General features: G+C 69.6%; 25 protein-coding genes. 8 read left to right on the top strand and 17 right to left on the bottom strand.

Annotated features, from left to right (window positions below; all coding sequences use genetic code 11):
• Together D7X55_RS13025 and D7X55_RS13020 are read right to left on the bottom strand one after the other, a co-directional pair.
• A partial coding sequence (locus tag D7X55_RS13025; RefSeq protein WP_199746949.1) for an anti-sigma factor occupies positions 1-217 on the bottom strand: 217 nt, incomplete at its 3' end.
• Positions 214-744: an RNA polymerase sigma factor gene (locus D7X55_RS13020; protein ID WP_233609828.1), complete on the bottom strand. Its 531-nt coding sequence runs from the start codon at positions 742-744 to the stop codon at positions 214-216. The genes D7X55_RS13020 and D7X55_RS13025, both read right to left, overlap by 4 nt.
• A gap of 363 nt (positions 745-1,107) precedes the next feature.
• On the opposite strand from D7X55_RS13020, the gene D7X55_RS13015 reads away from it, so the two are divergent.
• Positions 1,108-1,818, top strand: a complete 711-nt coding sequence (locus D7X55_RS13015; RefSeq protein WP_121723226.1) for a class I SAM-dependent methyltransferase — start codon at positions 1,108-1,110, stop codon at positions 1,816-1,818.
• A gap of 15 nt (positions 1,819-1,833) precedes the next feature.
• Here the strand turns inward: D7X55_RS13015 and D7X55_RS13010 are convergent, their stop codons facing one another.
• Both D7X55_RS13010 and D7X55_RS13005 read right to left on the bottom strand, forming a co-directional pair.
• Entirely contained in the window at positions 1,834-2,421 is a 588-nt protein-coding gene (locus D7X55_RS13010; RefSeq protein ID WP_199746948.1) for an imm11 family protein, read from the bottom strand.
• A gap of 1 nt (position 2,422) precedes the next feature.
• Positions 2,423-3,724: an AHH domain-containing protein gene (locus D7X55_RS13005; RefSeq protein WP_120550778.1), complete on the bottom strand. Its 1,302-nt coding sequence runs from the start codon at positions 3,722-3,724 to the stop codon at positions 2,423-2,425.
• 222 nt (positions 3,725-3,946) lie between these two features.
• Here D7X55_RS13005 and D7X55_RS13000 point away from each other — a divergent pair, with 222 nt between their 5' ends.
• Entirely contained in the window at positions 3,947-4,300 is a 354-nt protein-coding gene (locus tag D7X55_RS13000) for a hypothetical protein (RefSeq protein ID WP_120550779.1), read from the top strand.
• A 12-nt stretch (positions 4,301-4,312) separates the two neighbouring features.
• Here the strand turns inward: D7X55_RS13000 and D7X55_RS12995 are convergent, their stop codons facing one another.
• Entirely contained in the window at positions 4,313-5,596 is a 1,284-nt protein-coding gene (locus tag D7X55_RS12995; RefSeq protein ID WP_147470098.1) for a Fic family protein, read from the bottom strand.
• A 159-nt stretch (positions 5,597-5,755) separates the two neighbouring features.
• On the bottom strand, positions 5,756-6,217 hold the full coding sequence (locus tag D7X55_RS12990) for a hemerythrin domain-containing protein (RefSeq protein WP_120550801.1): 462 nt from the start codon (positions 6,215-6,217) through the stop codon (positions 5,756-5,758).
• Positions 6,218-6,566: 349 nt separating this feature from the next.
• Between D7X55_RS12990 and D7X55_RS12985 the strand changes: the two genes are divergently transcribed.
• Both D7X55_RS12985 and D7X55_RS12980 read left to right on the top strand, forming a co-directional pair.
• Positions 6,567-6,941: a hypothetical protein gene (locus D7X55_RS12985; RefSeq protein ID WP_120550781.1), complete on the top strand. Its 375-nt coding sequence runs from the start codon at positions 6,567-6,569 to the stop codon at positions 6,939-6,941.
• Positions 6,942-7,324: 383 nt separating this feature from the next.
• Positions 7,325-8,917 (top strand): methyl-accepting chemotaxis protein, encoded by a 1,593-nt coding sequence (locus tag D7X55_RS12980; RefSeq protein ID WP_121723224.1) that lies wholly within the window; start codon positions 7,325-7,327, stop codon positions 8,915-8,917.
• Between the two features lie 67 nt (positions 8,918-8,984).
• Here the strand turns inward: D7X55_RS12980 and D7X55_RS12975 are convergent, their stop codons facing one another.
• Positions 8,985-9,290 carry a helix-turn-helix domain-containing protein gene (locus D7X55_RS12975; protein ID WP_233609827.1) on the bottom strand — a complete coding sequence of 102 codons (306 nt, stop codon included), beginning with the start codon at positions 9,288-9,290 and terminating at the stop codon, positions 8,985-8,987.
• Positions 9,287-9,673 (bottom strand): type II toxin-antitoxin system RelE/ParE family toxin, encoded by a 387-nt coding sequence (locus D7X55_RS12970; protein WP_121723223.1) that lies wholly within the window; start codon positions 9,671-9,673, stop codon positions 9,287-9,289. The genes D7X55_RS12975 and D7X55_RS12970 overlap by 4 nt, the downstream gene beginning before the upstream one ends.
• A 190-nt stretch (positions 9,674-9,863) precedes the next feature.
• On the opposite strand from D7X55_RS12970, the gene D7X55_RS12965 reads away from it, so the two are divergent.
• Complete coding sequence (locus D7X55_RS12965; RefSeq protein ID WP_120550784.1) at positions 9,864-10,214, top strand: DNA-binding protein; 351 nt, start codon at positions 9,864-9,866, stop codon at positions 10,212-10,214.
• An 8-nt stretch (positions 10,215-10,222) separates the two neighbouring features.
• Here D7X55_RS12965 and D7X55_RS44625 read toward each other — a convergent pair whose 3' ends face one another.
• Both D7X55_RS44625 and D7X55_RS12955 read right to left on the bottom strand, forming a co-directional pair.
• The gene (locus tag D7X55_RS44625; protein WP_233609825.1) at positions 10,223-10,588 is read right to left on the bottom strand and encodes a hypothetical protein; all 366 of its coding nucleotides are present in this window, start codon (positions 10,586-10,588) and stop codon (positions 10,223-10,225) included.
• A gap of 108 nt (positions 10,589-10,696) precedes the next feature.
• Positions 10,697-12,349 (bottom strand): formate--tetrahydrofolate ligase, encoded by a 1,653-nt coding sequence (locus tag D7X55_RS12955; protein WP_121723222.1) that lies wholly within the window; start codon positions 12,347-12,349, stop codon positions 10,697-10,699.
• A gap of 177 nt (positions 12,350-12,526) precedes the next feature.
• Here D7X55_RS12955 and D7X55_RS12950 point away from each other — a divergent pair, with 177 nt between their 5' ends.
• A complete protein-coding gene (locus D7X55_RS12950) occupies positions 12,527-13,306 on the top strand; it encodes a hypothetical protein (protein ID WP_121723221.1) in 780 nt (259 codons plus the stop codon).
• 93 nt (positions 13,307-13,399) lie between these two features.
• On the opposite strand, the gene D7X55_RS12945 is transcribed toward D7X55_RS12950, so the two are convergent.
• From D7X55_RS12945 to D7X55_RS12935, 3 genes are all read right to left on the bottom strand, one after another.
• Positions 13,400-16,114 (bottom strand): AsmA family protein, encoded by a 2,715-nt coding sequence (locus D7X55_RS12945; protein ID WP_120550787.1) that lies wholly within the window; start codon positions 16,112-16,114, stop codon positions 13,400-13,402.
• Between the two features lie 215 nt (positions 16,115-16,329).
• Entirely contained in the window at positions 16,330-16,791 is a 462-nt protein-coding gene (locus tag D7X55_RS12940; protein WP_120550788.1) for a fibril protein, read from the bottom strand.
• A gap of 170 nt (positions 16,792-16,961) precedes the next feature.
• The gene (locus D7X55_RS12935) at positions 16,962-17,843 is read right to left on the bottom strand and encodes an iron-containing redox enzyme family protein (RefSeq protein ID WP_233609824.1); all 882 of its coding nucleotides are present in this window, start codon (positions 17,841-17,843) and stop codon (positions 16,962-16,964) included.
• A 97-nt stretch (positions 17,844-17,940) separates the two neighbouring features.
• Here D7X55_RS12935 and D7X55_RS12930 point away from each other — a divergent pair, with 97 nt between their 5' ends.
• Entirely contained in the window at positions 17,941-18,879 is a 939-nt protein-coding gene (locus tag D7X55_RS12930; protein ID WP_120550789.1) for a dimethylarginine dimethylaminohydrolase family protein, read from the top strand.
• 67 nt (positions 18,880-18,946) lie between these two features.
• Here D7X55_RS12930 and D7X55_RS12925 read toward each other — a convergent pair whose 3' ends face one another.
• The gene (locus D7X55_RS12925; protein ID WP_121723228.1) at positions 18,947-19,699 is read right to left on the bottom strand and encodes a sterol desaturase family protein; all 753 of its coding nucleotides are present in this window, start codon (positions 19,697-19,699) and stop codon (positions 18,947-18,949) included.
• Positions 19,700-20,058: 359 nt separating this feature from the next.
• Between D7X55_RS12925 and D7X55_RS12920 the strand changes: the two genes are divergently transcribed.
• Positions 20,059-20,397 (top strand): hypothetical protein, encoded by a 339-nt coding sequence (locus D7X55_RS12920; protein WP_233609823.1) that lies wholly within the window; start codon positions 20,059-20,061, stop codon positions 20,395-20,397.
• A 3-nt stretch (positions 20,398-20,400) separates the two neighbouring features.
• Here the strand turns inward: D7X55_RS12920 and D7X55_RS12915 are convergent, their stop codons facing one another.
• From D7X55_RS12915 to D7X55_RS12905, 3 genes are all read right to left on the bottom strand, one after another.
• Positions 20,401-21,507, bottom strand: coding sequence for a hypothetical protein (locus D7X55_RS12915; RefSeq protein WP_120550790.1), 1,107 nt, complete (start codon positions 21,505-21,507; stop codon positions 20,401-20,403).
• Between the two features lie 26 nt (positions 21,508-21,533).
• A complete protein-coding gene (locus tag D7X55_RS12910) occupies positions 21,534-23,039 on the bottom strand; it encodes a VWA domain-containing protein (protein WP_121723220.1) in 1,506 nt (501 codons plus the stop codon).
• Positions 23,040-23,154: 115 nt separating this feature from the next.
• The coding region (locus D7X55_RS12905) for a response regulator (protein ID WP_147470097.1) at positions 23,155-23,652 on the bottom strand (498 nt) is incomplete at its 5' end.

Below are 23,652 nucleotides of genomic sequence, written 5' to 3'. Positions count from 1 at the left end.
GAAGAGGCCACGGGGCTGGGGAGACACCCGTGGCCTCGGGAGTCGGTGGCGCCTTCGCGTGCGCCAGCCGTCCGAGGATGTCCGCCTGAAGCAGGTCATGGAACCGCGCGCCGCAGTCCTCGCAGGAGGCCAGGTGTGCGCGGAAGTCCTCATGGTGTTCGAGCGGCAGCTCCCCGTCCACGAAGGCAGGGAGGTGCGTGCAGTGGGCGTGGTTCATCCGCTCCCCAGCTTCCGACGGGCCTCGGCCATGTCGCGAAGCTGTTCGCGCAGCTTGAGACGCGCGTGGTAGAGCCAGGTACCCACCGTGCCCACGGGCGCCCCCAGCCGGCGGCCGATCTCCGCGTGGCGCAGCCCTTCCGAGTGCAGCTCGAAGGTGCGGCGCAGGTTGAAGGGCAGCGCGGCGACGGCCTGGAGCAATTCGGGCTCGGTGATGCACTGCCACAGCTCCAGGTCCGGGGCCTGCGGCTCCTCGAAGAGCTTGTGCACGTTGCTCAGGTTGATGACCGTGGTGGCCTCCGTGCGCGAGCGGCGGCACGTGTCGAGGAAGCGGTTGTGCAGCACCCGCACCAGCCACGCGCGGCGCTCCGGCTCCCCCCAGCCGCGCAGCGAGTCCCACTTCAGCAGGGCCCTCAGCAGGACGTCCTGGACCAGGTCGTCACACGCCGTGGCATTCCCCCCACAGATGTTCCGCGCCACCGCCATCAGGATGGATTGATGACGGACCGCGAAATCGGCGTACTCCATGTCGGAATTGTCGAGCTCTTCTCTCACGTGCGGCCCCCAGTGCCGGTACTGGAAAGAAAACGTAATAGGTCTGATTCCTTTAAAACGGAGTTAAAGCCTTACGGGGTGGGTGGATTTGGCTGCCAGTCATTGCGTTCCGACCCAGGGGAGGGGGCATTCCGTCCAGGAATTGGAATGCTTCACGCTCGGCGCGCCCGGCTGACATTGGGGTATGGAGAGGGATTGGGTGTGATGAAGTCATGCAACAGCCTGCGCGTGGGGGACGGGTTCGTGCCGGAGGAATGGGCGGCCATCGAAAGAACCGCCGATTCCGCCTGAATCCGCGCCCTCCCATTGAGCGCGGGGCCGAAGCATCTTCGGGTCATGAACCACGACCCTTCCGCGCATGCGCCGGTGCATGGCTTTGGAGCCGACCGCGCGCCCCACTACGACGCCCAGGCGGCGGTGAGCCTCGCGGGCTATCAGGCGGCGTACGAGCTGGGCGTCAGCGCCCTGGCCGCGCACCTGGACGGCCAGGACACGGCGTCACTGCTCCACGTGGGCCTGGGGACGGGCGCGGAGCTGCTGCCCTATCACCGCTTCAGCGCGCCGGGCTGGCGCTTCACGGGCGTGGAGCCCTCCGCGCCGATGCTCGCCGTCGCGCGCAAGCGTCTGGAGGAGGAAGGGCTGCTCTCCCGCACGCAGCTGCATGAAGGAGAGCTGCGGACGTTGCCGCAAGGTCCGCCGTTCGACGGCGCGCAGTTGATGGGCGTGCTGCACCACGTGGAGGGCGAAGCGGCCCGCGTCGAACTGCTGCGGGAGGTGACGCGGAGGCTCAAGCCGGGAGCGCCGCTGGTGTTGGGGTGCCGCATCGGCCAGGACCCCGAGCTGACGAAGGTCGAGTTCCGGCGGCTGCGGGCGTATGGCGTGGCGGTGGAGAAGCTGGAGGCCCGGCGTCAGGCCATGGCGAAGATGCAGCCCATCGAGTCCGACGCCGCCCTGTTCGCGATGTTCGCCAAGGCGGGGCTGGTGGAGCCGAAGACGCTCTTCGTGTCACTCCAGTACAAGGTCTTCCTCGCGCGCTTCGAGCCCTGAACACCTGCACATCCGTCAGTGGGACTCAGGAGTTCCGGTCACGCGCTCGAACGACACACCCAGGTTTCCAACCCCCTCGAGTGCGTTCTTGACGTCCTCCGACACGATGAACGCCGTCTTGAACTTCTTCGGCCGGAAGACACGCGCTCCCTCGGTCTTCGAGGGGTCGATTCGCAGTCCGTAGATCCACTGGTATTCCCCTTCATGGTCAGGGGAGGGGTCGTCCTCGTCATCGTGGTGGACCTCCCGGCACCGTGCCTCGTCGATGCAATCGATCACCTGGGTCGCATTGACGACGAAGAACGGGTCGGCCTCTCCCTCCACCATCACCGGAAAGAGCTGAACGTCATCGGGGGCCAGTGCCCGGAAAACGTTCGCGATGGCCTGGCTGGCGATGGGGGCCCGCTCGATCACGGAGAATACGAACGCCCGCCTCTTGCCTGGGGTTGCAATGAGGGCCTTCATCTCCCCTGGTTCATCCAGGACACGGCCATCCGCGAACATCCAAGGCTCGTCAAAGGCCTCGCCTGAGCCCCGTGTCGGTGTCTCGAGGAGCCATTGCGGCACATCACCCAGCCGCACCCAGTAGAAATCGCGCGCCACCTCACCCCTCCGCCTTCACAATGAGACTCCGCAAGTCGGAGCCCCGTGTCAGAAGCTCGTTCGCTATCCTCGCAAGCTCCTTCATCAAGCGGGCCCGGCAGGTTTCCGTCGTTTGGCATCGCTCGACAGCTCGCTCCAGGCGGTCCATCACTTCTTTGTGATAGCGCTCTGGATGAGGCCCCTCGTGTCCATTGAGCCGCACCTTGTTCGCGGCATCTTCGAGCGTCATCCCGGCCTTCTTGAAAACCTTCTCGCACCGTGGCGTCCAAGGACCGCCGGTCGCATCGGAGAGGGGGTTCTTATTCGTGCAGATGTGATGAACAGGTCCCGTCTCGTCACCCGGAAACCGCCCGTCCGAGTACATCGCCATTGCAGCCGTGGCTCCCGGAGCCAGCGCCACGTTGAGCACACCGGCAGCCGGCAACGAGATGGAGCCCACCCCGCCGGTCAACGCTTCCGTCAGCTGGAAGCCTGACTCAACCTGTGCCCGGATCGCGGCCTGGGGGAAGCCCGGGAGCCTGGGCCCCTGGGCCGCCATGGCGCTCTTGCCGCCAAGAGCTGTCGTAACGAGCAGAACCAGGACGCGTGTGCCGTTCGTCCCCAGAACACGCCCGAAGCGGTGTCCGATGTCCTGCAACTCGATGACGCTCGTTGCCCTCTCCGCATCGTCCCACAGCCGCACGAAGCCCCGGCCGATCTCCCAGACCGGCACCACCCCCAGGTAGGCCACCATCGCCGCGGTCAGTGCCACCGCGATGACCTTCGTGACGGGTTCGGGCAGCGTCATCGTCAGGAGCACGGACAACGCGGCCGAGGTCACCATGGCTTTGAGCACCACCGGGTTCAGCAGCTTGCCAATCTCAGCCTCGACACTGGACCAGACTCCATCCAGCGCGAACGACAAGGCCATCAACGTCCGGTCCTTGCGCGAGAAGGGCAGCCCCGTTCCGCCCACCAGGGTCAGACAGTCGTCCCCATCGGGGCAGATGCGCGAATAGAGGGACTCCGGCGACGCTCCAGCCCCCGGATTCGGGAGCCCTTTCGAGGATGCGAGCAACGACCGGGACCTCACCCATCCTCGCTGGTCAGCCGCATCCGTCTCGCGGAAGGCCACGTCCATTCGCATGTCCAGGATGAGCTGCGTGAGGGCCGCCTCGAACGCGTCCTCACTCACCTGAACCGGATCAACATTCCGGGACTCGTGAACCACCTGTCTGCCGTCTCCAACATCAAGGTGGACAACGCGAGTCGTTGCACATCCTCCCGTGAAAAGAAGTAACGCGATGAACCACATCAGCCGCATGGATGCTCCCGAAGACGCTCACCCTGGTTATCAAGAGGCAGGGCATCCTCATCCACGAGTTTATCGTGGACGAGTGCCGCGGAGGCGTGGGTCGCCAGGGATTCGAGGCGGCGTCAGATTTCCGAGGCCGTCTCTGCCCGCCAAGCGCGCGGAATCCCTGCGAAGCGCTCCTGGTCCGGGCCTTGCTCCGGGCATCCGTGTTCACGTTGCCAAGGAGCCACGATGCGCTGGATGCGGATGCTGGGCTGTTGTCTGACGGTGATGACCCTCGCGGCCTGTGGGTCGGACGACGAGGGAGGGAAGGGGAGGCTGAAGCTGCGGGAGGGGCAGTCGCTGGACCTGGCGCAGGAGTGCGGAGTGGATCTGCCGCAATGTCCGCAGGGCCTCTCCTGCCTCGTGCTCAAGCTGGAAGGCGAGTCGAAGGCCCGCTGTGTGGATGACACCCGGGTCTGCACCGAGCTCGTGTCCTGCACGGGAGGAACCGAGTGCGCGGTCCTGGCCTCCTACCCCGGCCAGGTCGTCTGCTCCGGCACGTGCACCTCGGACTGTGATTCGTCCGTGTCCAGCACGCCTTGAGGGCACGGCGGATTAGCGCGGCAGAAGATAGTGGTTGATCGCGCTGGTCCAGAGTTCCGTCGCAAGCTGGAGTGTGGAGACGCCGTCCTCGATACCGATTGAAGTCCCATGAAGGCGAATCACCCGGAAGGTATGCCCTGTTGGCTCCATGGAAGTGATGCGGTTCCGGAGCTGCAAGCTTTCGTCGGGCTCGCTGACCTCGAGCACGGGGAGCTTTCCCTTCTTGGGAGAACTCCGGATGGAGAGCACCAGCCTGCTGCCGTGGTGCTCTCCATGAAGGCCAAAGAGTTCGTAGGGCGTCTTCTGGATGAGCTTCCAAGCAACCTCAGTTGGCTCGCTGAAGTTCGTGACACGCAGGCTTGGCCGACGGTCTTCGGGGAGGCGCGCCTCCAATTGTGACGCGAAGTCCCGGAGAGCGGCATGGAGCGCGCGGATGGCTTCATGCCACGAATGGGCCTGCAACGGAGGAAGCTCAGTGGGCGGCTTGCCCAACTGCTCCGCCAAGTAATCAATCGCGGGCTCACGGACCTCAATCACTTCACGGGCCGCCCGCTCGTACTCCGCGAAGCTCTGGTCCAACCGGTCGAGCGTCAACTCCACCATCGCGGTGATGTCACCCGAATGGGATGCATCCAGCGCCGTGTAGTACCGCGCGCGATCCTCCACGAGCAGCACGATGGCCGGATAGTGCTCACGCATCAGCAACAGGTTGGCGATGAGCCTCCCGGTCCGTCCGTTCCCATCCACGAACGGATGAATCGTCTCGAACCACGCATGCGCGATGGCGGAGACCACCACCGGGTGCTCGTTCTTCGCCCCAGCCAGCCACTCACCAAAGGCCCGCATCTCCTCGGGCACCCGGACCGCTTCTGGAGGCATGTGCTCCGTGCCGCCAATCCGCACGTTGATGCGCCGGTACGTGCCCGCGTTCTCCGGATCAATCCCCCGAAGAACGATGCCGTGCATCGCAAGCACGTCCCGCTCACCCAGCACGCTCTCCTTGCTGGCCAACCCCTCCACGAAGTCGAGCGCGTGCGCGAGGTTCACCGCTTCGAAGTGGTCCTTCAGCGACTTGCCAGCGATGGTGATGCCGTCCTCCACCACCGCGCGAGTCTCCGGCAGGGTCAGCCGGTTCCCCTCGATCGCATTCGAGTTGTACGTGTGGTGGATCCGGAACCAGTGCCGCAGGCTCTGCACCGCGGCAGGTGGCATCCGGGTGGCACGCAGCCGGCGCATGCGCTCGGTCGCCTGCTGAAGCCTGGGTTCGATGCTCTCGCTCCACCGGTACCGATGCACGCCAACCACCTCCGCTCCCCACTGTAACGCCGTCGCACCCTTTCACCTCGCAGGGGTGCGCGGGGCCGGTTCGTGCACGTCGCGGCCTGGACCCGAGGAGACCTGCCGCAACTCCTTGGAACGCCTGGGGCTGTCCCTCGCCCGAGGCATCGTCCAGGCTCACGGCGGCGCGGACGCCTCCAGCTGGCGCATCGCTTCCTTGCGCGCGTCGGACGCGGAGCGGACGATTTCATCGCTGGACAGGCCGAACGCGCCCGCGTCCATCTTGCGCAGCCGGGGCAGCACCTCGCGCTCCTCCTCGGACATGTGCTGGGCCACCACCGCCTCCAGTTGACGCACGGTGGCCTCGCGGCGGCGCGCGTCGTGGCGGGCATGCAGCAGCTCGGCGAGCAGCTGGGTCATCTCCCCGTGCTCCTCCACCGCGAAGTCGATGCGCGGCCCGTCCACGACGCTCCTCGCGACGGGATACACCCAGCGCTCCTCGACGGCGCTGTGCAGGGTGAGCGTCTCCGCCAGACGCAGGCAGAGCTCCGGCTTCTCGTCGTCCGGAGCGTGGCGCCAGGCCTCGAAGAGGGCCTCGGCGTCGCGGTGCTGCTGGATGAGCAGGTCGATGAGGTTCATGACAGGCCACGGTTCGCACGCGCGCGCACGGGCGCAATCCACTCGGAAGGGCGAGTGTCCCTGCACGCCCTGGCCTCCGGTGCTGGACTGCATGCACTGGCGCACAGGTCCGGGCGCGTCACGCGTCCGCTTCGTTCTTCCGCAGGGCGTGTTCGCGCTCCACCGCTTCCAAGAGCACGGCGTGTGCCGGGCCCGTCTGTCGGATGCCGTGCGGCGCAAGCCTTGGTGGGCGCGTCGCATCCGGCACGAAGTGCCCTGGATGGCGGTTGCAAGGTGCAACGTGCGACGGGCTGGTGTCTGCTGCGGCCCGGCCGTGCGGCTGGCACGCGCCATGGATGGAAGGGAGCCCATGGGCAACGAAGGGACGCCTCCGGACGACGGGGGCGACGAGAAGAACATCTTCGCGAAGGAGCTGGCCCCGCCGCCCAGCATCTGGCTGCGCAAGGGCACCTGGCTGGGGCTCGTCTTCGTGATGATGGTGGGCGCCTTCATCTGGCTCCAGGGTGGGGAGGACCGCGCGCTGGACGCGATGGCCCCCTCGCAGCGCGAAGCCCTCTTCACGGAGACCCGCGACGAGTTCCGCCTGCTGTGCCTGGCGGACGGCGGCGCCTCTCGCTGGCCCAAGAAGTGCGCGAACCACGCGGCCTTCCTCACCCGCTTCTCCGAGTGCGACGCCGCCTGCCGCGCCGAGGTGGGCCCCTTCCTCCCCCAGCCCTCGCGCTGAAGTGCCGGGCCCACGTCACCGTCAGTGAAGCCCCGCCCCTGGTGCCGGGGGGTTGGAATGATCGCGCCCGGCTGCCTGCCTGCCACCCTTCCGGGGGACGTGAGGCGTCCTCTTCCACGAGTCCCACCTGACAGGATGAAGTGTCCCGCATGACCCTGCGGGGCAACACCGACCCGTTTCTGAGACAATTCAAGGGACGCGGGCTTGAGTCGGGGGGTGAGGTGTTGTCTATCCTACGTGTCCTGACGGAGCCCCGGTCCTCCGGGGGAGCCCGCGGGGGCCGCGGAAGGAAGAGCGACAATGAGCTGGCGCAGCAGGCCCGGCGCGGGTGCACGACCGCGCTTCATCGGGATGGGTGACGTGGGCGCGCGAGGGGGTGTGCGATGGCGTTGAGGCTCAAGCAGAAGATGATGGTGCTGCCGACGGTGGCGGCGGCGTTCCTGATGGCCATCGTGGCGGTGACGGTGGTGCTGGGCTCGCGCACGCGGAACGCGTCGGAGCGCATCGGGTCCAGCCTGGCGCCGTCGGTGAGCCAGGCGCAGACGGCCCGCGCGGGGTTCGCCGCGCTGCACCAGGACGTGGGCGACGCGGTGGCGCTGCACGCGGTGCAGCAGCAGACGCTGGACGCGCATGTGGCGGAGCTCCAGAAGGGGCTCGAGTCGCTGCGCGCGCTGCCGGACGTGGACGGCCCGCGGGTGCAGGCGCTGCAGGCGGCCTTCACGCGCTACTGGCAGGAGGCCTCGCAGGTGGTGTCGCTGGCGTCCAGCAATGCCGCGGCCGCGGAAGGGGCGCTCGCGAAGCTGGAGCCCGCGTACAAGACGGTGCATGACAGCCTGGAGGCGCTGACGGCGCAGCAGGAGGCGTCGCAGCGCGAGGCCTTCATGGAGGTGTCCTCGCTGCACGGCATGACGCTGACGTGGGTGCTGGTGCTGTCGGTGGTGTGCATCGTGGCGCTCGCGGTGGCGACGCTGTGGCTGTTGCGCGAGGTGACCATCCCCCTGGCGCGGCTGACGGCGACGGCGACGCGCATCGCGCGCGAGGGCGACCTGTCGCTGAGCATCGACACCAGCGCGCAGGACGAGGTGGGCGAGCTGGCGCGCAGCATCCAGACGCTGATGACGCGGCTGGGGTCGGTGCCCAACACGCTGCACTCGGTGGTGACGGAGCTGACGGCGGCGGCGGCGCGGCTGAACGCGGCGAGCCACGAGCAGCTCAACTTCCTGACCAGCCAGTCGCGCAGCCTGACGGAGGCCAGCTCCACCATCGCGGAGATCGCCCAGACGTCCGGCATGGCGGCCAGCCGCGCGGAGATGGTGTTGAAGGTGGCGGCGCAGGCGGACGCGTACAGCGCCTCCGGGCAGGTGTCCATCGAGCGCAGCGCGGAGGGGTTGCAGCAGATCCGCGCGCGGGTGGGCGCGCTGGTGGGGAGCATCGGCGTGCTGTCCGAGCAGGCGGTGCACGCGGGTGAGATCATCGGCAGCGTGAAGGACCTGGCGGACCAGTCCAACGTGCTCGCGTTGAACGCGGCCATCGAGGCGGCGCGAGCGGGCGAGGAGGGCCGGGGCTTCGCGGTGGTGGCGAAGGAGATGCGGGCGCTCTCCAGCCAGTCGCTGCAGAGCACGCAGCGCATCGGGAAGATCCTCCTGGAGATCAACCAGGCCATCCGCGAGACGGTGGGCATCGCGGAAGGGGACAGCCAGAAGATGGAGGAGGGCATCGAGCAGGTGCTGGCCTCCGCGACGACGCTGAAGGACATCACCCAGGTGGTGCAGGAGAGCAGCCAGGCGGCGCGGCAGATCGTCGCCTCGGTGACGCAGCAGAACGCGGGCATCACGCAGATGACGGAAGTGGTGACGCAGCTGTCGGAGATGATGAGCGACGTGGTGATGGCCACGTCGAACGCCGAGCAGGCGGTGGGGCAGATCAACGCGTCCCTGGGCAAGCTCCAGGAGCTGTCCACCGCCTTCCGCGTCTAGCCGTCCTACGCGAAAGCCAGCAGGGCCCACGGGCCGCTCCGGACACACCGGGGCGGCCCGTCGTGCGTCAGACGCCCTTGAGGATGATCCGCTTGTCGCCGAAGACGGCGGAGACCTCGATTTCGCCTCCCATGGCCTCCACCGTGCGCCGGAGGGTGGAGAGCCGGTGGTCCTCGCGCGCTTCGGTCTGGGAGAGCTGACCCTGGGAGATGCCCATCCGCTCGGCGAGCTGCGTCTGTGTCAGCCCGGCGAACTCGCGCACCTCCCGAAGGCTCATCTCCAGCAGTTCCTTCCGGACGCGCGCGTCCTGCGCCTTGAGTTGCTCCGGCGTGAACTTCTCCCGGCGCATCCCCTTCCAGCTGTGGAGCTTCATGGTTCTGTCTCCTCCGAATCGTCGTGAAGTCCGGCGGCCTGCTCCTCGAGGTAGCGCAGCCAGATCTTCTCTGCCTGGGGGATCATCCGCTCGTAGAAGCGCGCGTCTCCGGTCTTGTCGCCGCCCAGGAGCAGGACCGCGTCGCGGGTCGGGTCGAAGGCATAGAAGATCCGGAGGGGCCGGCCTCCGGATTGAACGCGGAGCTCGCGGAGCGGCAGGGACGTCCCCTTGAGCTGACTGCTGTACGGGTAGCCCAGTGTGACCCCCTTCGCGGCCAGAAGCTCCACCCCATGGTCCACGGACCGCGCCGTCTCATCGTCGAGAGCGAGGAACCAGTCCCTGAACTCATCGGTTCCAACGACCTCAGGCTGACGGGACGGAATATCATTCTTGAGTGATATTTCGTCAAGATGATGGGGGGATGTCTTGGTGCGCTTGGAAGGCGGCAGGATCGCGTGCTCCTGTCGGGTGAAGACGGGGAACGCTACGCCCTACCCCTGACGTCACTCGTCAGGACGCCGCGTCAGGCGTAACTTGTATGCTACGCCCTGAACTGGAGCCGGGAGCCCTGCGATGACCGCCACGGGATTCGACCGTTACTTCGAGAAGAAGCTCAAGCGTCCGGCCTTCGCGGAGGCGTATGCGAAGGCACGCGCGGAGGTGGATGCGGCGGACCGGCTGATTCGCGCCCTGGACGCGCGGCGCGAGGAGGCGGGACTGAGCAAGGCGGACCTCGCCCGGAAGGCGGAGACCCCTCCGGAGGTCGTGCGCCGCCTGTTCACGGCGCCTTCCGCGAACCCCACGCTGTCGACGGTCACGAAGCTGGCCGCCGCGCTGGGGTGCAGCCTGCAACTGGTCCCCGCTCCGGCTCGCCGCAAGGCGGTGCGGCCCCGGGCTCCCGCGCCTCGGGTCCGCCGCAAGTAGGACGCGCTTCATCCGGCCCACACGCTCCGGGGCCGGCGGCGCTGGTACTCGTCCCGGAGGGCGCGGACCTTCGCGTAATCAGACTCCGGAATGACGGCGCGGAACGCCTTGGTCCTCCCGGTCAGCAGGACGAGGCTCGGGCCTCCCAGGCCCAGCGCCGCTCCGTCCCGCTCCAGGAGGCAGAAGAGCCGGTAGTGACGGCGGCCCGGGCCATCCGCGGACCTCATGGATTCCCGCCATGGCTCCGTGCATGGCTTCCCACTTGCCCCGCCGCTGAAGGCGGGCGGAGGCGCGTCCGCCACGGCCTTCACGACGGCGAGCAGCTTCGCGCTGACCGCGTCCGGACACGCATCGAGGAAGTCGCGGGCCGGCACGGTGCGCGCCGGGTCGTCCTCTGGATGTCGCTGGAAGAAGTGGATGCGCCAGGACGTAGCGTGCTCCCGTCGGGTGGAGACGGGAGACGCTAGGCCCTACCTCTGACGTCACTCACCCTGCATCAGGCCCGTGATGCTGCCGTCCGGGTGCACGGTGACGCGGCGGGCGGCGGGTTCGCGGGGCAGGCCTGGCATGGTGAGCAGCTCTCCCGTCAGCGCCACCAGGAAGCCTGCTCCGGCGGACAGGCGCACCTCGCGCACCGTCAACGTGAAGCCCCGGGGCCGGCCTGTCTTCGCCGGGTCGTCCGACAGGGACAGGTGCGTCTTCGCCATGCACACCGGCAGCCCCGCGCCTCCCAGCGCCCGCGCCGACTCCAGGTCCTTGCGCGCCCCCGGCGTGAAGGCCACGTCGTCCGCGCCGTACACCGTGCGCGCGATGGCGCGGATCTTCTCCTCCGGCGTCTGGTCCAGCTCGTAGAGGAAGCGCGGCTTCGGCGGCGCAGCGTCCGTCGCGTCCAGCATCGCCAGCACCGTGTCCGCCAGCTCCAGCGAACCCTCGCCGCCCCTGCCGAACCCGTCGCACACGGCGATGCCCACGTTCCGCGCCTTCGCGAACGCGCGCAGTTCGTCCAGCTCGCTCTCCGTGTCCTGCGGGAACCGGTTCACGCACAGCACCGCCGGCAGGCCGAACGCCGCCACCGACTCCAGGTGCTTCTCCAGGTGGTTGAAGCCCTTCAGCAGGGCCTCGCGATCCGGCTCCGCCACCTGTGCCGCCGCCGCGCCGCCGTGGTGCTTGAGCGCTCGCAGCGTCACCACCAGCATCACGCCCCGAGGCCACACGCCCGCGCTGCGGCACTTGATGTCCAGGAACTTCTCCGCGCCCAGGTCGAAGCCGAAGCCGGCCTCCGTCACCACCTCGTCCGCGTACGCGAGCGCCAGCCGCGTGCCCACCACCGACGAACACCCGTGCGCGATGTTCCCGAACGGCCCCGCGTGCACGATGGCCGGCCCGCCCTCGCGCGTCTGGGCCAGGTTCGGCATCAGCGCGTCCTTCAGGAGCGCCACCATGGACGCCGCCGCGTTCACGTCGTTCGCGCGCACCGGCGAGCCATCCGGCGCCTGCCCCACGACGATGCGCCCCAGCCGCGCCTCCAGGTCCTTCAGGTTCTCCGACAGCGCGAGGATGGCCATCACCTCGCTGGCGGCCGTGATGTCGAAGGACGTCTCGCGAGGCACGCCGTGCGCCTTGCCGCCCAGCCCCACGATGACGTTGCGCAGGAACCGGTCGTTCATGTCCATCGCGCGGCGCCAGCGCACCCGCGTGCCCTCCAGTGCCACCGGGTGGCCGTAGTACACGGCGTTGTCCACCAGCGCGGACAGCAGGTTGTGCGCGCTGGTGATGGCGTGCAGGTCCCCGGTGAAGTGCAGGTTGATGTCCGCCGCCGGCTCCAGGCTCGCCTGCCCGCCGCCAGTGCCGCCGCCCTTCACGCCGAAGACAGGGCCCAGGGACGGCTCGCGCAGCGCCGCCACCGCCCGGCGGCCGCGCTTGCGCAGGCCCATGGCCAGCGCCACCGACATGGTCGTCTTGCCCTCGCCCGGGGGCGTGGGGTTGATGGCCGACACCAGCACCATGCGGCCCTGATGGTTGCGGCGGCCCAGGGCGTCCAGCGACACCTTGGCGCGGTCGCGGCCCCAGGGGAGGACGTCTTCCGGCGCGAGACCCAGCTCGGCGCCGACTTCAGCGATGGGACGGAGCGTCATGGCCGGGGACTCTCCGCGTCCCGCCGGGCGCGGTCAACGCTCGCGACATGGAGGGCAGGCAGGCGCGCGTGACGGGGCGTTTCCCCAGGAGGCAGGCGGGTGGGAGGATGCGCGCCCAGGGAGGATCCCGGGAGCGCGATGGAATAGCCGGCCGGGAGTTCCGTCAGGGAGAGCATCATGAACCGCATTCTCGGCATCGCATCGGTGGGGTTGGCTTCGCTGGCGCTCGGCGTGGCCCTGTGGGGGCCTGGGAAGTCGGAGGCCCCCGTCACCCAGGAGGCGCCCCGCGTGCAGGACTCGACGGCGGACGTCCGGGCGCTCCAGAACCAGGTGAAGGCGCTGGAGGAGACGGTGCAGCTGCTCTCCCGGCGGATGATGGCCTTCGAGCAGGGCGGCGGCACGGCCTCGGCCGGCACGGGCGGTCCTCCCCGGGCGGGCCTGGAGGCGGAGGTCGCGAAGCTGCGCGAGGAGGTGCGCGGCGTGATGGTGGGCGAGGCGCTGACCAACGACAGCGCGAAGCAGTCGCTGAAGGAGCTGATGCGCACGGTGCAGGAGGAGCAGCGCACCGAGCAGCGCCAGCAGTGGCAGCAGCAGGTGGACCAGATGCGCGCGCAGGCGGAGTCCGAGCGCTCCCAGCGCATCAAGACCTTCATCACCAACGCGCGGCTCAACTACAGCCAGGAGCAGGCGCTGACGAAGGCGATGCAGGCCGAGGACGCGAAGCGCCAGGAGCTGGCGTCCGCGATGGCGGGAGGCCGGCCGGGGCGTGACATGCGCCAGCAGATGCGCGACCTGCGCACGCAGACCGACGCGGAGATGCAGAAGGTGCTCAGCGCGGAGCAGATGACGCAGTACCAGGAGATGCGCCGCGACGACATGAACCCGCGCGGAGCGGGCGGTCCCCGGGGCGGTCCCATCGGCGGTGGCTGGGACACGCGCGCCGCGGGCGGGCAGTAGCCGGTCAGCAGCGCACGGTGCTGAAACAAGAACGCCGCGAAGCTCGCTCAAGAGCTCCGCGGCGTTCTTGCATCCGGGCGAACCTCGCGGCGGCTACTTCCCGCCGAAGATGCCCTTGAGCCGCTTCTTCGCCTCTTCCTCGGCGCGCTGCTTGGCCTTCTCCTGCTCGAGGCGGGCCTGCTCCTCCAGCTTCTTCTTCTCCTCGTTGGCGCGCGCCTCCAGCTCCTGACGCTTCGCCTCCGCTTCGGCCTTGGCCTTGTCCTGGCCGCCCGTGATGATGTCCTCCACGGCCTTGCCCTTCTCACCCAGCACGCCGCTCAGCGCGGCCCCTCCGGCCAGCTTCAGGATGGTCGTCGCCGCGGGCTTCACGTCGATGCCCGTCACCTCCGGGCTCCACGCCTTGCCCGTAATCTTCAGCCCCACCGGGATGGCCTCCGCCGGCGTCACCTTGCCCACCGTCAGCGTCTTGATGGTCGCGGGCGTCAGCGACACCCCGCCCGTCAAATCCAGCGTGCCGTCCAGCCCGATGCCACCATCGAAGCTCATCGCCGCCTCCGGCCGCGTCCAGGTGATGGGCTTGCTCAGCTGCGCCACGCCGTTCTTGATGGTCACGCTGAAGGGCAGGTCGCCGCCCAGCGACGTGACATCGCCGCTCTTGAGCGCCTTCGCGAAGGGCAGCGCCTTGGCCAGCGGCCCCGTCACGGAGGACACCAGGTCCTTGCCCAGGAACGTGCCCTCCAGCAGGTTGCCGTTGATGCCGCCCAGCAGCGTCTGCTGCAGCTTCTCCGGCGTGTAGCCCACGCCCTGCACGTCCACGTTGCCGTTGAACTTGCCCGTCAACACCTGCTTCGGCGTGCGCGCCGCCAGTGCCTGCGCGACCTCCAGGCCCTGCACCTGCACCTTCGCCGTGAAGGGCCGGGCCTCCGGCGCGGGCCCCAGGCGGAGGGTCGTCCCGTCCGCCACCACCTTGCCGCCGTAGATTCCCGTCGAGAACTTCTCCACCGTGATGAGGTCGTCCACCATCTTCACCACGCCCGTCACGTTGGACAGGTCCATCGCCGTGTAGCGCAGCGACCCGATGGCGAACTGGATGTCACCCCGGTAGCCGTTGAAGCGATTGGCCGGCTCCGCTGGCGGCTCCGGCGGGGGCTTGCCGCCGTTGCGCGCCAGGACCTCCTCCTCGCTCATCAACAACTTCTCCGCATCCAGCTTCGCGGCCTTCACGTCCGCCTTGAACGTCGTCGTGGCCTTCTTGCCCGTGCCCGCCAGCGTCACCGTGGCGGTGCCCGTCACCGTGTCCTCCAGCGCGCCCAGGCTCATGCGGCTGACGTTCACCGTCATCCCGCTGCCCGTCTTCGCCGGCGCGTACGTGCCCGCCGCCGCGACCTCCAGCCGCTGCCCCGGCGCCTTGTTCACCAGCAGGCCCGGCCGCAGGTCCACGCCGTTCAGGTCCGCCTTCGCGTCGAAGCGCAGCGCGCCGCCGCTCGCCGCCGCGCCCGTCACCGTCGCGTTCAGCTTCATGGCGCCGCCGGCGTCCTTCGTCAGCTGATCCGGCACCCGCAGCCGCACCGGCGTCAGGTCCACCGCGATGTTGAGGGCCTGCGCCTCCTGCGTGCCGCTGCCGCGCACGTCCAGGCCAATGGGGCCGGCGATCATCCCGTTGAGCTGCTTGCGCAGCGGCGGGTAGTACTCGGCGAGCACGGCGGGGTCCAGGTTGCGGCCCGTCAGCTCGAAGCCCTCCACCGCGGGCTTGTCCGTGAGCAGCCCCTTCACCTTGCCCTGGCCCGTGATGGCCGCGGGGCCCAGGTCCAGCTTCAGCTTGTCCAGCGCCAGGTCACCGGTGGCCATGTCGCCCGTCACGTCCGTGTCGAGCACCACGTCCAGCGCCTTGCCGCCTTCCGAACCCGCGAACTTCATCCCCAGCGCCTTGATGACGCCCACGACCTTCGTGGGGCCCTTGCCGCCGGGCACCGCGCCGCCCAGGTCCGCCTTCCAGTCCGCGTCCAGCGTGCCCGCCTGCAGCCCCACGTCCGGGGGCAGGAACGGCCCCAGCGGCGACAGGTCGATGTGCTCCGCCTTCAGCGTCACCTGCTCCGGCGTGGGGATGAGCGTCGCGGGCAGCGGCGCCGCGGCGAGCGTCATCTTCAAGTTCTGCTTGTCCGCGAGCACCGCGGCCGCCAGGTCCACCTTCAAGGGCTGGCCCACGCGCAGGTCCTTCACCTCGATGTCCAGGTCCTTCACCGCCAGCTCGCGCGCCTTGTCGCCGCCCGCGCGGTCCACGAAGCGGATGACGCCGTCGGTGAGCGCCGCGCGCTCCACGTGCACGCCCGACAGGTCCGTGGGCTGCGACTCCTCCTCCGGCGTCTCCTCCTTCGGCTGCTGCTCGGCCAGCTTCTCCTGGAGGCGCTGCACGTTGGTGGTGCCGTCCGCCAGGCGGAGGACGTTCACGGTGAGCCCGGACACCTCCGCGTTCTTCACGCGGATGTCCTTGCCCTTGGACGTGAGCAGCGGCATCGCCTGCACGCTCACCGTCACGTCCTTCAGCTCCGCGAGCGGCAGGTCCTCGCCTTGCGCGGCGCCCACGCTGACGTTCTGGATGCGAGCGCCCACGTAGGGAAAGAGCTTGGTGGAGACGTCGCCAATCTCGATGGGGCGCCCCAGCTTCTGCGAGTACGTGGCGGCCTGGTCCCGCGCCGTCTTCAGCAGGATGGCGTCCAGGCGCCACAGCACCACCGCCACGATGACAACCAGGAGCGCGAGGATGCCTCCCAGCACATACGGCCAACGCCTCTTCTTCACAGCCGCCACGGTTCCTCCTCCGTCGGGAGAGCGGTCGAACGCTTAGCTCAGCGCCAGGGGGGCTGCACCTCCCATGCACACGGGGAGGTTGTAAGCGTGACGGTCAACCGCCGGGGGAACGGCACACTCCCGTCGACCCCTGCATCTAGGCACGAACCGCCGCGCTCGGAAGGGGGCCGCATGAATCCCTTTGAGTTCAAGGATTCAAGGAGTCCGACGGCGGCCTAGAGGTCGATGATCTCCGGCTCCGTCCCGGACGGCGGCGGCGCGTCGCCCTGGCCCTCCAACTGGAAGCCCCAGGGCGCGTACACGTTCCCGCCGGTGAAGGCGTCCACGTAGAGCACCACCGGCGTGTCCAATCCCTCGTACGTCACCTCGAAGATGGACAGCCGGCCCTGGCTCTTGCCCTGGCCGTCCACCTCGGTGAACTCGCAGCAGTCCCCCATGAGGCGCCACGCCACCGGCTGTCCCTGCGGACCGCGCAACAGCTTGAAGTACGCCATCACGCCCTTGTCCCCCCAGCCCACGCGCACCGGGTTCTCCGGCCGGGTGCCGTAGGTGAGCGGATCCGGCCGCGTCGGCTGTATCGGCGCGTTGCGGTGCATGACCTCCTCGAACGACGTGCCCGGGGAAGCGCACGCCGTCAAGAGCAGCACCGCGGCGGGGACGAATCGGAACAGGGACATCGGGACCTCCAGCCTGGCCTTCGGAAACGCCCCAAGCTGGCGTCCCCCCGCGTCCCGGCGCATCCCTGCCCCCGCGCGGACCGTCCTCCGAAAAACGCACCCCCCAAGCCCGGAAAGCCCAGCGCACACGCGCAAGGTCCCGAGGGGAAGGACGGCCAGGCTCCGCGCCTTCAGCTGAGGGTCTTCAGGTCCAATCCCAGCTCATGGCGGTAGCGCTCGAAGCAGCGCGCGCCCGCCATCAGCCGCAACAGCGCGCCCTCCGCCAGGGGCCGCGCGCACGCGGGGTTCGCCTCCACCAGCGGACGCAGCACCTCCTTGTTCCACGTCTCCGAGTGCTTCACGTCCAGCGTGGAGTGCAATGCGTAATAGCGCCGCACGCGCATGTCGAACCCCAGACGCTTCAGGCCCTCGTTGACGCACGCGGTGCGGCCCGGCGCCGTCTCCTCCACGATGCCCAGCGCGCCCACCGCGTGGAACGTGTAGCGGCGGTTGAACGCGAACGCGCAGAGCAGGTTCGCCAGCGCGTGCGCTTCCCACACCGTGTCCTCCTCCGTGGGCTTCAGCCCCAGCTTCCGGGCCATCTCCGCGAGCATCGGCCCGTGCATCGCGTCCTCGCGCCCGCGGCCCATCTCGTCCCAGTAGTTGCGCGCCAGCTCCAGCTTCGCCCGCGTGGGCAGCTGCAGCTGCGTCAGCGCCACCAGGTCGTCGAAGCCCGCCTCGCCCGCGACCTCCTGCGTGAGGAACCAGTCCATCTGCTCACGCGTGGCCTTCGTGGCCAGCCACGGGAACAGCGGATCATGCTGTCCGGGACCGGACTCCTTCAGGTCCTCGAACCAGGCGATGAACCCGTCCGCGTCCTCCGGTGCCTCGGCGGCCCAGGCCGCCACGCGCTGCCGCTCCGCCTCCACGTACTCACCCTCGAGCAACCGCAACTGCGTCTCTTCCTGCACGTCTGCTCGCCAGCCCTCGGTGGGAAAGCCCGGCGCCAGTCGCCGCTGGTTGAAACGCAAGAGGGTCCGGTGAAGCCGTTCGGACAGGCGTGCGTCCTCCATCCCCGCTTCCCCAGCCACCTCGCCAAGCCCGCTCATGGTGCGCACCCTCTCTTCACATACCGGAAGGCGGGAGTGCCTTCCGGTCACATGTATGGGGATGACCTTGCACACCGGCCACATCGCTCCCGCCACCTTCGCCGTCAGTCAGGTGCGTTGCGAAAAGGACCATGTCCGCTCCCGCGACTGCGCGTATCAGGTCGCCTGGAACATCAACCCGCATATGAAGCCCGGCGCCGTCGCGTGGCGGCGCGCGTGCACGCAGCACCGCGAATTCCTGCGGACCCTGCGGGACGCGGGCGCGGGCTTCTTCGAGCTGCCCTTCGTCCACGGCGCGTTCGACTCCGTGTTCGCCAAGGACAACGCGGTGCTCGTCTCCCAGGAGGGCGAGCTGCGCGCGCTGCTCGCCACCATGCGCCACGGACAGCGGCGCGGTGAGCAGCTCGCGCGCGCCCGGTGGCTGGCCGGGCGCGGCTTCGACGTCATCGAGCCTGCGCGCGTGCACATCGAAGGCGGGGACGTGGCCATGCTGCCCTCGGGCCGGGGCGCCCTGCTGGGCTGGGGCATGCGCTCCACGCAGCGCGCCGCGGGCGTGCTGGAGGCCTTCCTCTCCGCGCCCGTCACGCCGCTGGAGCTGTGCGACCCGTACCTCTACCACCTGGACACCGCGCTCACGGTCCTGTCGGACGGCACCGCGCTGGTGTGTCCGGAGGCCTTCACGCCGGAGTCACTGCGCATGCTGGAGCGCACGGAGGGCATCCAGCAGGTGGTTCCCGTCGCGCGCGAGGACGCGCTCGCGTTCGGGCTCAACCTGGTGGAGGTGGGCAACACCGTCATCGTCGGCGCGCGCGTGCCCCGCGTGGAGGCGGTGCTGCGCGGCCTGGGGCGCCGGCCCGTCAGCGTGCGGCTGGACCAGTTCCACCTGGCCGGCGGCAGCGCGGCGTGCCTCGTGGCGCGCGTGCACACCCTGCCGCCCCTGTCCGCCCAGCGCTTCCGCGAGGAGCAGGAGCAGGAACAGGCCCAGCCGATGTCCGCGTGAGAAAAACGAAGACCTCCCCGGCAACGAAGTGCGCGGGGAGGTCCGGGGTGAAGCGAAGGAGGGATGATCAGGTCTGCTGTTCGCCGGAGGCTTCCGGCGCGCTCAGGCCTTCCGCGCCCCAGAAGCGGCGCGGGTGTCCGTCACCGCGCGTGCCGCCGGAGAGCTTGTCCACCCAGGGGTACTTCGCCGCCTCTTCCGCCGTGTAGCCCAGGTTGAAGACGGTGGGGCTCTTGGGCTTGTCCGACGCCTTCTCGTAGAGCGTGCCGAACACGCGGTCCCAGAAGTAGTTCGTGATGCCGTAGTTGCCCTGCTCGTTGTGGAAGTGGTGGGACATGTGCAGGCGCTTGATGTCCTTGAGCCACTTCTGCTGCGGGGCGTAGTTGAGGTGCTGGATGCAGTGGCAGAACTCGTAGAAGCACGTGGTCACCATGCCCCAGCCCAGCGCCGCCGCCGCGCCCGACTTGCCGCCGATGAGGTAGCCAATCGGCGTGAGCACCAGCGCGATGGTGGGCAGCGTGGTGTGCAGCGCGCCGAAGAGCACGCGCAGGTCGTGCGGGTCCTGGTGGTGGTCGAAGTGGATGCGCTTCCACGTCACCGCCGTCGCCGCGGACTTGTAGAGGAAGCGCCCGTGCAGGATGTACCGGTGGATGAGGTACCAGCCGAACGGGTACGCCACCGTGGCCAGCAGCACCGCCGCGCCCATGCGTACCGGCGCCTCGAACCACTTCACCGACAGCACGATGCAGGTGATGCCGATGAGGATGTACGCGACGACGGCGTAATAGGTGAAGAACGAGTAGACCAGGTCGCGCAGCGACATCCGGTCCAGGTTGTGCTTCCGGTTCAGGAAAGAGACCGCCACGGATGTTCCCTCACTCTCCGCTCCGGCGCGTCTCCCAGGCTGGCGGGGCGCGCAGGGCTCGAAGGCTTGCTCGCATCCCGGCCCATGGGGTGATGCGGCTGTCCCCGACCTATCAGTCAAGAGGGCCCTTGGCCCAGGAACAGCGAGGGTCCTCTTAGCGCCTTCCTGGAGGCATTGAGAAGCCTCTCTGTTGCCATGCCCTCACATTGTCTGGCCGCCTGGCCTCCGTCCGACCCGGGGGCAGGCTTCCATGCGGGAATCCCACACCCCACCTTTCCGCCCACAGACGCGTGCGATCGCACGAGGGGGCCAGGGACATGGCGCGCAAGGCACAGGGACAACAGGGCAGTGGGACCCAGGCGGGGGATCGCCCCGCGCGGCGGAAGACGGCCACCCGCAAGACGGGGGGCACGAACAACGCCCGCGAGGGACGTCTGGAGTTGCGCCGGGACATCGCGGAGTACCGCGCCGCGGCGGAGGCGCAGGCGGACGTCGTGCGCGAGCGCATCAACGCCGCGCTGGAGGTCAGCCGCCGCACGCGCGAGGAGATTGAGCAGCGCATCGCCAGCGAACTGCACACGCCCCGCGTCGTCGCGGCGAAGAAGGCCGCTCCGGCCCGCAAGCGCACGCGCGCCGCTGCGAAGCCGAAGGCCTAGGCCTCAAGCCTGGGAGCGGCCCGCCGGGGCGCGCGGGGCGTTCACCGGGCCTTCCGCGCCGGTGGACTCCAGGTCCAGCGCGGAGAGCTTGTCGGCCAGCGCCTGGACCCGGTCGTTCCCGCTCAGGGGAGACCCGGCCCGGGCGCCGATGAAGCACACGCGGGCCCGCTCCAGCAGGGCCACCTGTGCGTGCAGCTGCGCCAACAGGCGCTCCTGGCGGCGTGACAGCGCGTCCAGGTGGTTGAGCTCCTCACCCAGCGACGCGGCGGCGCGCTCCAGCTGGCGGCGGGCCACGCCGTCCTGCGCGTCCTGGGCGCGCTTCTTCAACTCCTGCACCTGCGAGTCCACGCTCCCCTGGGACGCGGAGGCCAGCTGCGCTTCCAGCTCGGTGTGGGACTCGGCCAGGGTGAAGGCGTCCCGGGCCAGCTTGCCGAGCACGGCCTGGAGCTTCTCCAGCCCCGCGCCCTTGGCCAATTTGCGCGCCTCCTCCTGGGACTGGCGGTAGAGCGTGAGCGCCCGGGCCACCAGGCCCTTCACCTCGCCGGTGAGCGTGGCCTCCAGGCGCATGCCCCGGGTGGTCACCGCGTCCAGGTCCACGGCCAGGTTCGCCGGCAGCGTGCCGATGCTCCAGAACAGCGCCACCACCGAGTAGTCCACCAGCAGCGGGAAGTAGCCCCGCGCCGGGAGGAAGCGCGCGTGGAGGACCTCCTGCACGTACAGCCCCAGCGCGGTGGTGACGGCGGCGGCCCCGGCGCACAGCGCGACCTGGAGCGGGGTGCCCACGCTGTCGCGCCCGTTGCCCCGCCACGCCAGCAGGCCCGCGGCGATGGCGCCCGCCGCCGCGTGCTGCAGGGACGACGGCAGGCCCAGCACGTAGGGCAGGGCGGGCAACAGCAGCATGGCCACGCGCATCAGCGCGTTCTCCGACGCCTTCGGCTTCACCGCGGTGACGGCCGCCGCCATCAGCGCGAAGGCGCCCGGGTCCACCGACAGGTGCAGCACCTGCCGCGCCACGCCGGCCACCATCGCCATGGCCCCGGCGCCCACGAGCGCGGACAGGCAGCGCGACTCGAAGTCCTCCCGCCGGATGAGTTGGATGGAGAGCGACATGGCGCACCGGGCTCCGTAGGGAGGGACTAGTAGCTGTTGTTCTGCCCGAAGTTCTTCATCGTCTTCTTCTTGAGCGACATGGCCGCGTCCCGCACGTCCGCGTCGCTCCGGGCGTTGCCATAGGCTGCCTGGGTCTGCTCCACGTCCGCAAGCTCGCCGGAGAGCGCGGACGCCGAAGCGCCGAACAGCCGACGGGCATTGCCCAAGAGGTCGAGCGCTCCGGCGCGGTCGCCACTCTTCATCGCCTCCGCGGCCGCTTGCAGCTGCTGGGTGCCCAGCGCGCGGATGGCGTGGACGCGCACGTCCCGGTCCAGGTTCGCGTGCACCACCTGCGCGTCGTTCGTCACCTTCGCGTCCAGCGCCAGCTTCACCTGGTTGGGCGTGCCCGCGGCCACGTCCACGTACGACACCTCGGCGTCCAGCACCTTCATGCTGGCCACGTCCTGGGGCGCGTTCATCGTCAGCTTCACCACCACGCGCGCGGACTGGCCGCTCGTCATGTCGTAGAGGGGGATGCGCAGGAGGTCGCCGTCGCGCGTGGACGGCAGGCCCATCACCTCCACGCCGCTCACGCCGGGCGGCAGGGTGAGGACCAGGGTCACGGCGCGCGCGACGGTGCCGGCGGCCTGCTCCAGCTCGCGGGTGAAGATGCTGGCCAGCTGCGAGGAGTCGCTGATGAAGCCGGAGAAGCCACCGCCGCGCTCGGCCATGCCGCGCATCAGCGTGTCGTTGAAGCCCTGGCCCACGCCCAGCGCGCTCACGGTGATGCCCATCTCGCGCAGCTTGCCCACCTCGGAGAAGAGGCCGTCGTTGGACGTCACGCCCTCGGTGGGCTCGCCGTCGCTCAGCAGGATGGCGCGCGTCACCCGGAAGTCGCTGGAGAACGGGTGCACCGCGTTGGCGCCCGCCACCAGCCCGCCGCTCATGTTCGTCCCGCCGTTCACCCGGATGGCCTCGATGGTGGCCAGCAGCTCGCCGCGCGTGCGCTCGTTGATCATCACGCTGGGCTCCACCGTCACGTCGGAGCCGTAGTGCGCCAGCGCCAGCCGGTCCCCCACCTTGAGCTGCCGCACCAGCTCCTGGGCCGCGCGCTTCGCGTCCGCCAGCTTGGGGCCGTCCATGGAGCCGGAGCGGTCCACCACCAGCGCCAGGTTCACCGGCACGCGCTCATGCTTCTCCGGGGCGCGCGCCTTCAGCTCGAACACGGCGAAGGCCTCGCCCGGGCCCGTCTTCACGTAGGAGCCGGACAGCTTGCCGGTGAGCTCCAGCGGGCCGGAAGCGGGCTGACCCAGGACGACGGGCAGCACCAGGTTGACCGGCGCCTCACCGGGCTGCACCACGGTGTGGGTCTGGTCCACGGTGCTCGTGGCCACGGGGGACGGCGGGCGCCGGTGGAGGTGCCCGTTGGGGAGCCGGTCGTCGACGACGGGCGGGTGCGACGAGGTCTTCGCGAAGAACGAGCGCGCGTCGAGCGCGAGCGCGCCCACGAACAGCAGGCCAGCGAGGGTCAGCAACAGTTTGGTGCGGTTCATGCGCGACGGACCTTCCCCCAAGGGGTGCGAGCGGACGAGCACACGCTCGCAGACCCGTCACGGGGGCGCATCGGTCAGCGGGAGGACCCTCCTCCCGATGACCGATGGGGTCGCGTCAGGCGGCATCCGGCGGACCGTGCCGCACCAGCTCCTCCACGGCGCCGCGCACGCGGGCCTCGTCGAAGGGCTTCTCCAGCAGCGGGTTGGGGATGCGCTCCAGGAACTCGCGCGCGCCCGCGGTGAACGCGCCGCCGGACACGAAGACGAAGCGGCGCTCCAGGCCCGGGTATTCGCGCCGCACGGCCTCGTACACGTCGCGGCCGGCGAGGTCCGGCATCATCACGTCGCACAGCACCGCGTCGAAGCCCGGCGCCCGCGACATGCGCTCCAGCGCCTGGCGGCCGCTGGTGGCCACCTCCACGTCGTGGCCGCGCAGCAGCCGTTGCAGCACGCGGCCCACCGCGGGCTCGTCGTCCACCACCAGCACGCGGCCTCGCGGCACCACGGGCGCGGCGGGCTCGGGGGCGTCCGGCGCGCGGACGGCGGGGTCGGGCTGGGGCGCGGGCAGCACCACGCGGAACGTGCTGCCCTGGCCCACGGTGCTCTCCACCTG

The sequence above is a fragment of the Corallococcus sp. AB049A genome (assembly GCF_003668885.1).
Taxonomy (GTDB): domain Bacteria; phylum Myxococcota; class Myxococcia; order Myxococcales; family Myxococcaceae; genus Corallococcus; species Corallococcus interemptor.
Note: the sequence above shows the minus strand (reverse complement) of the source record. Positions and strands in the feature narration are given on the sequence as shown.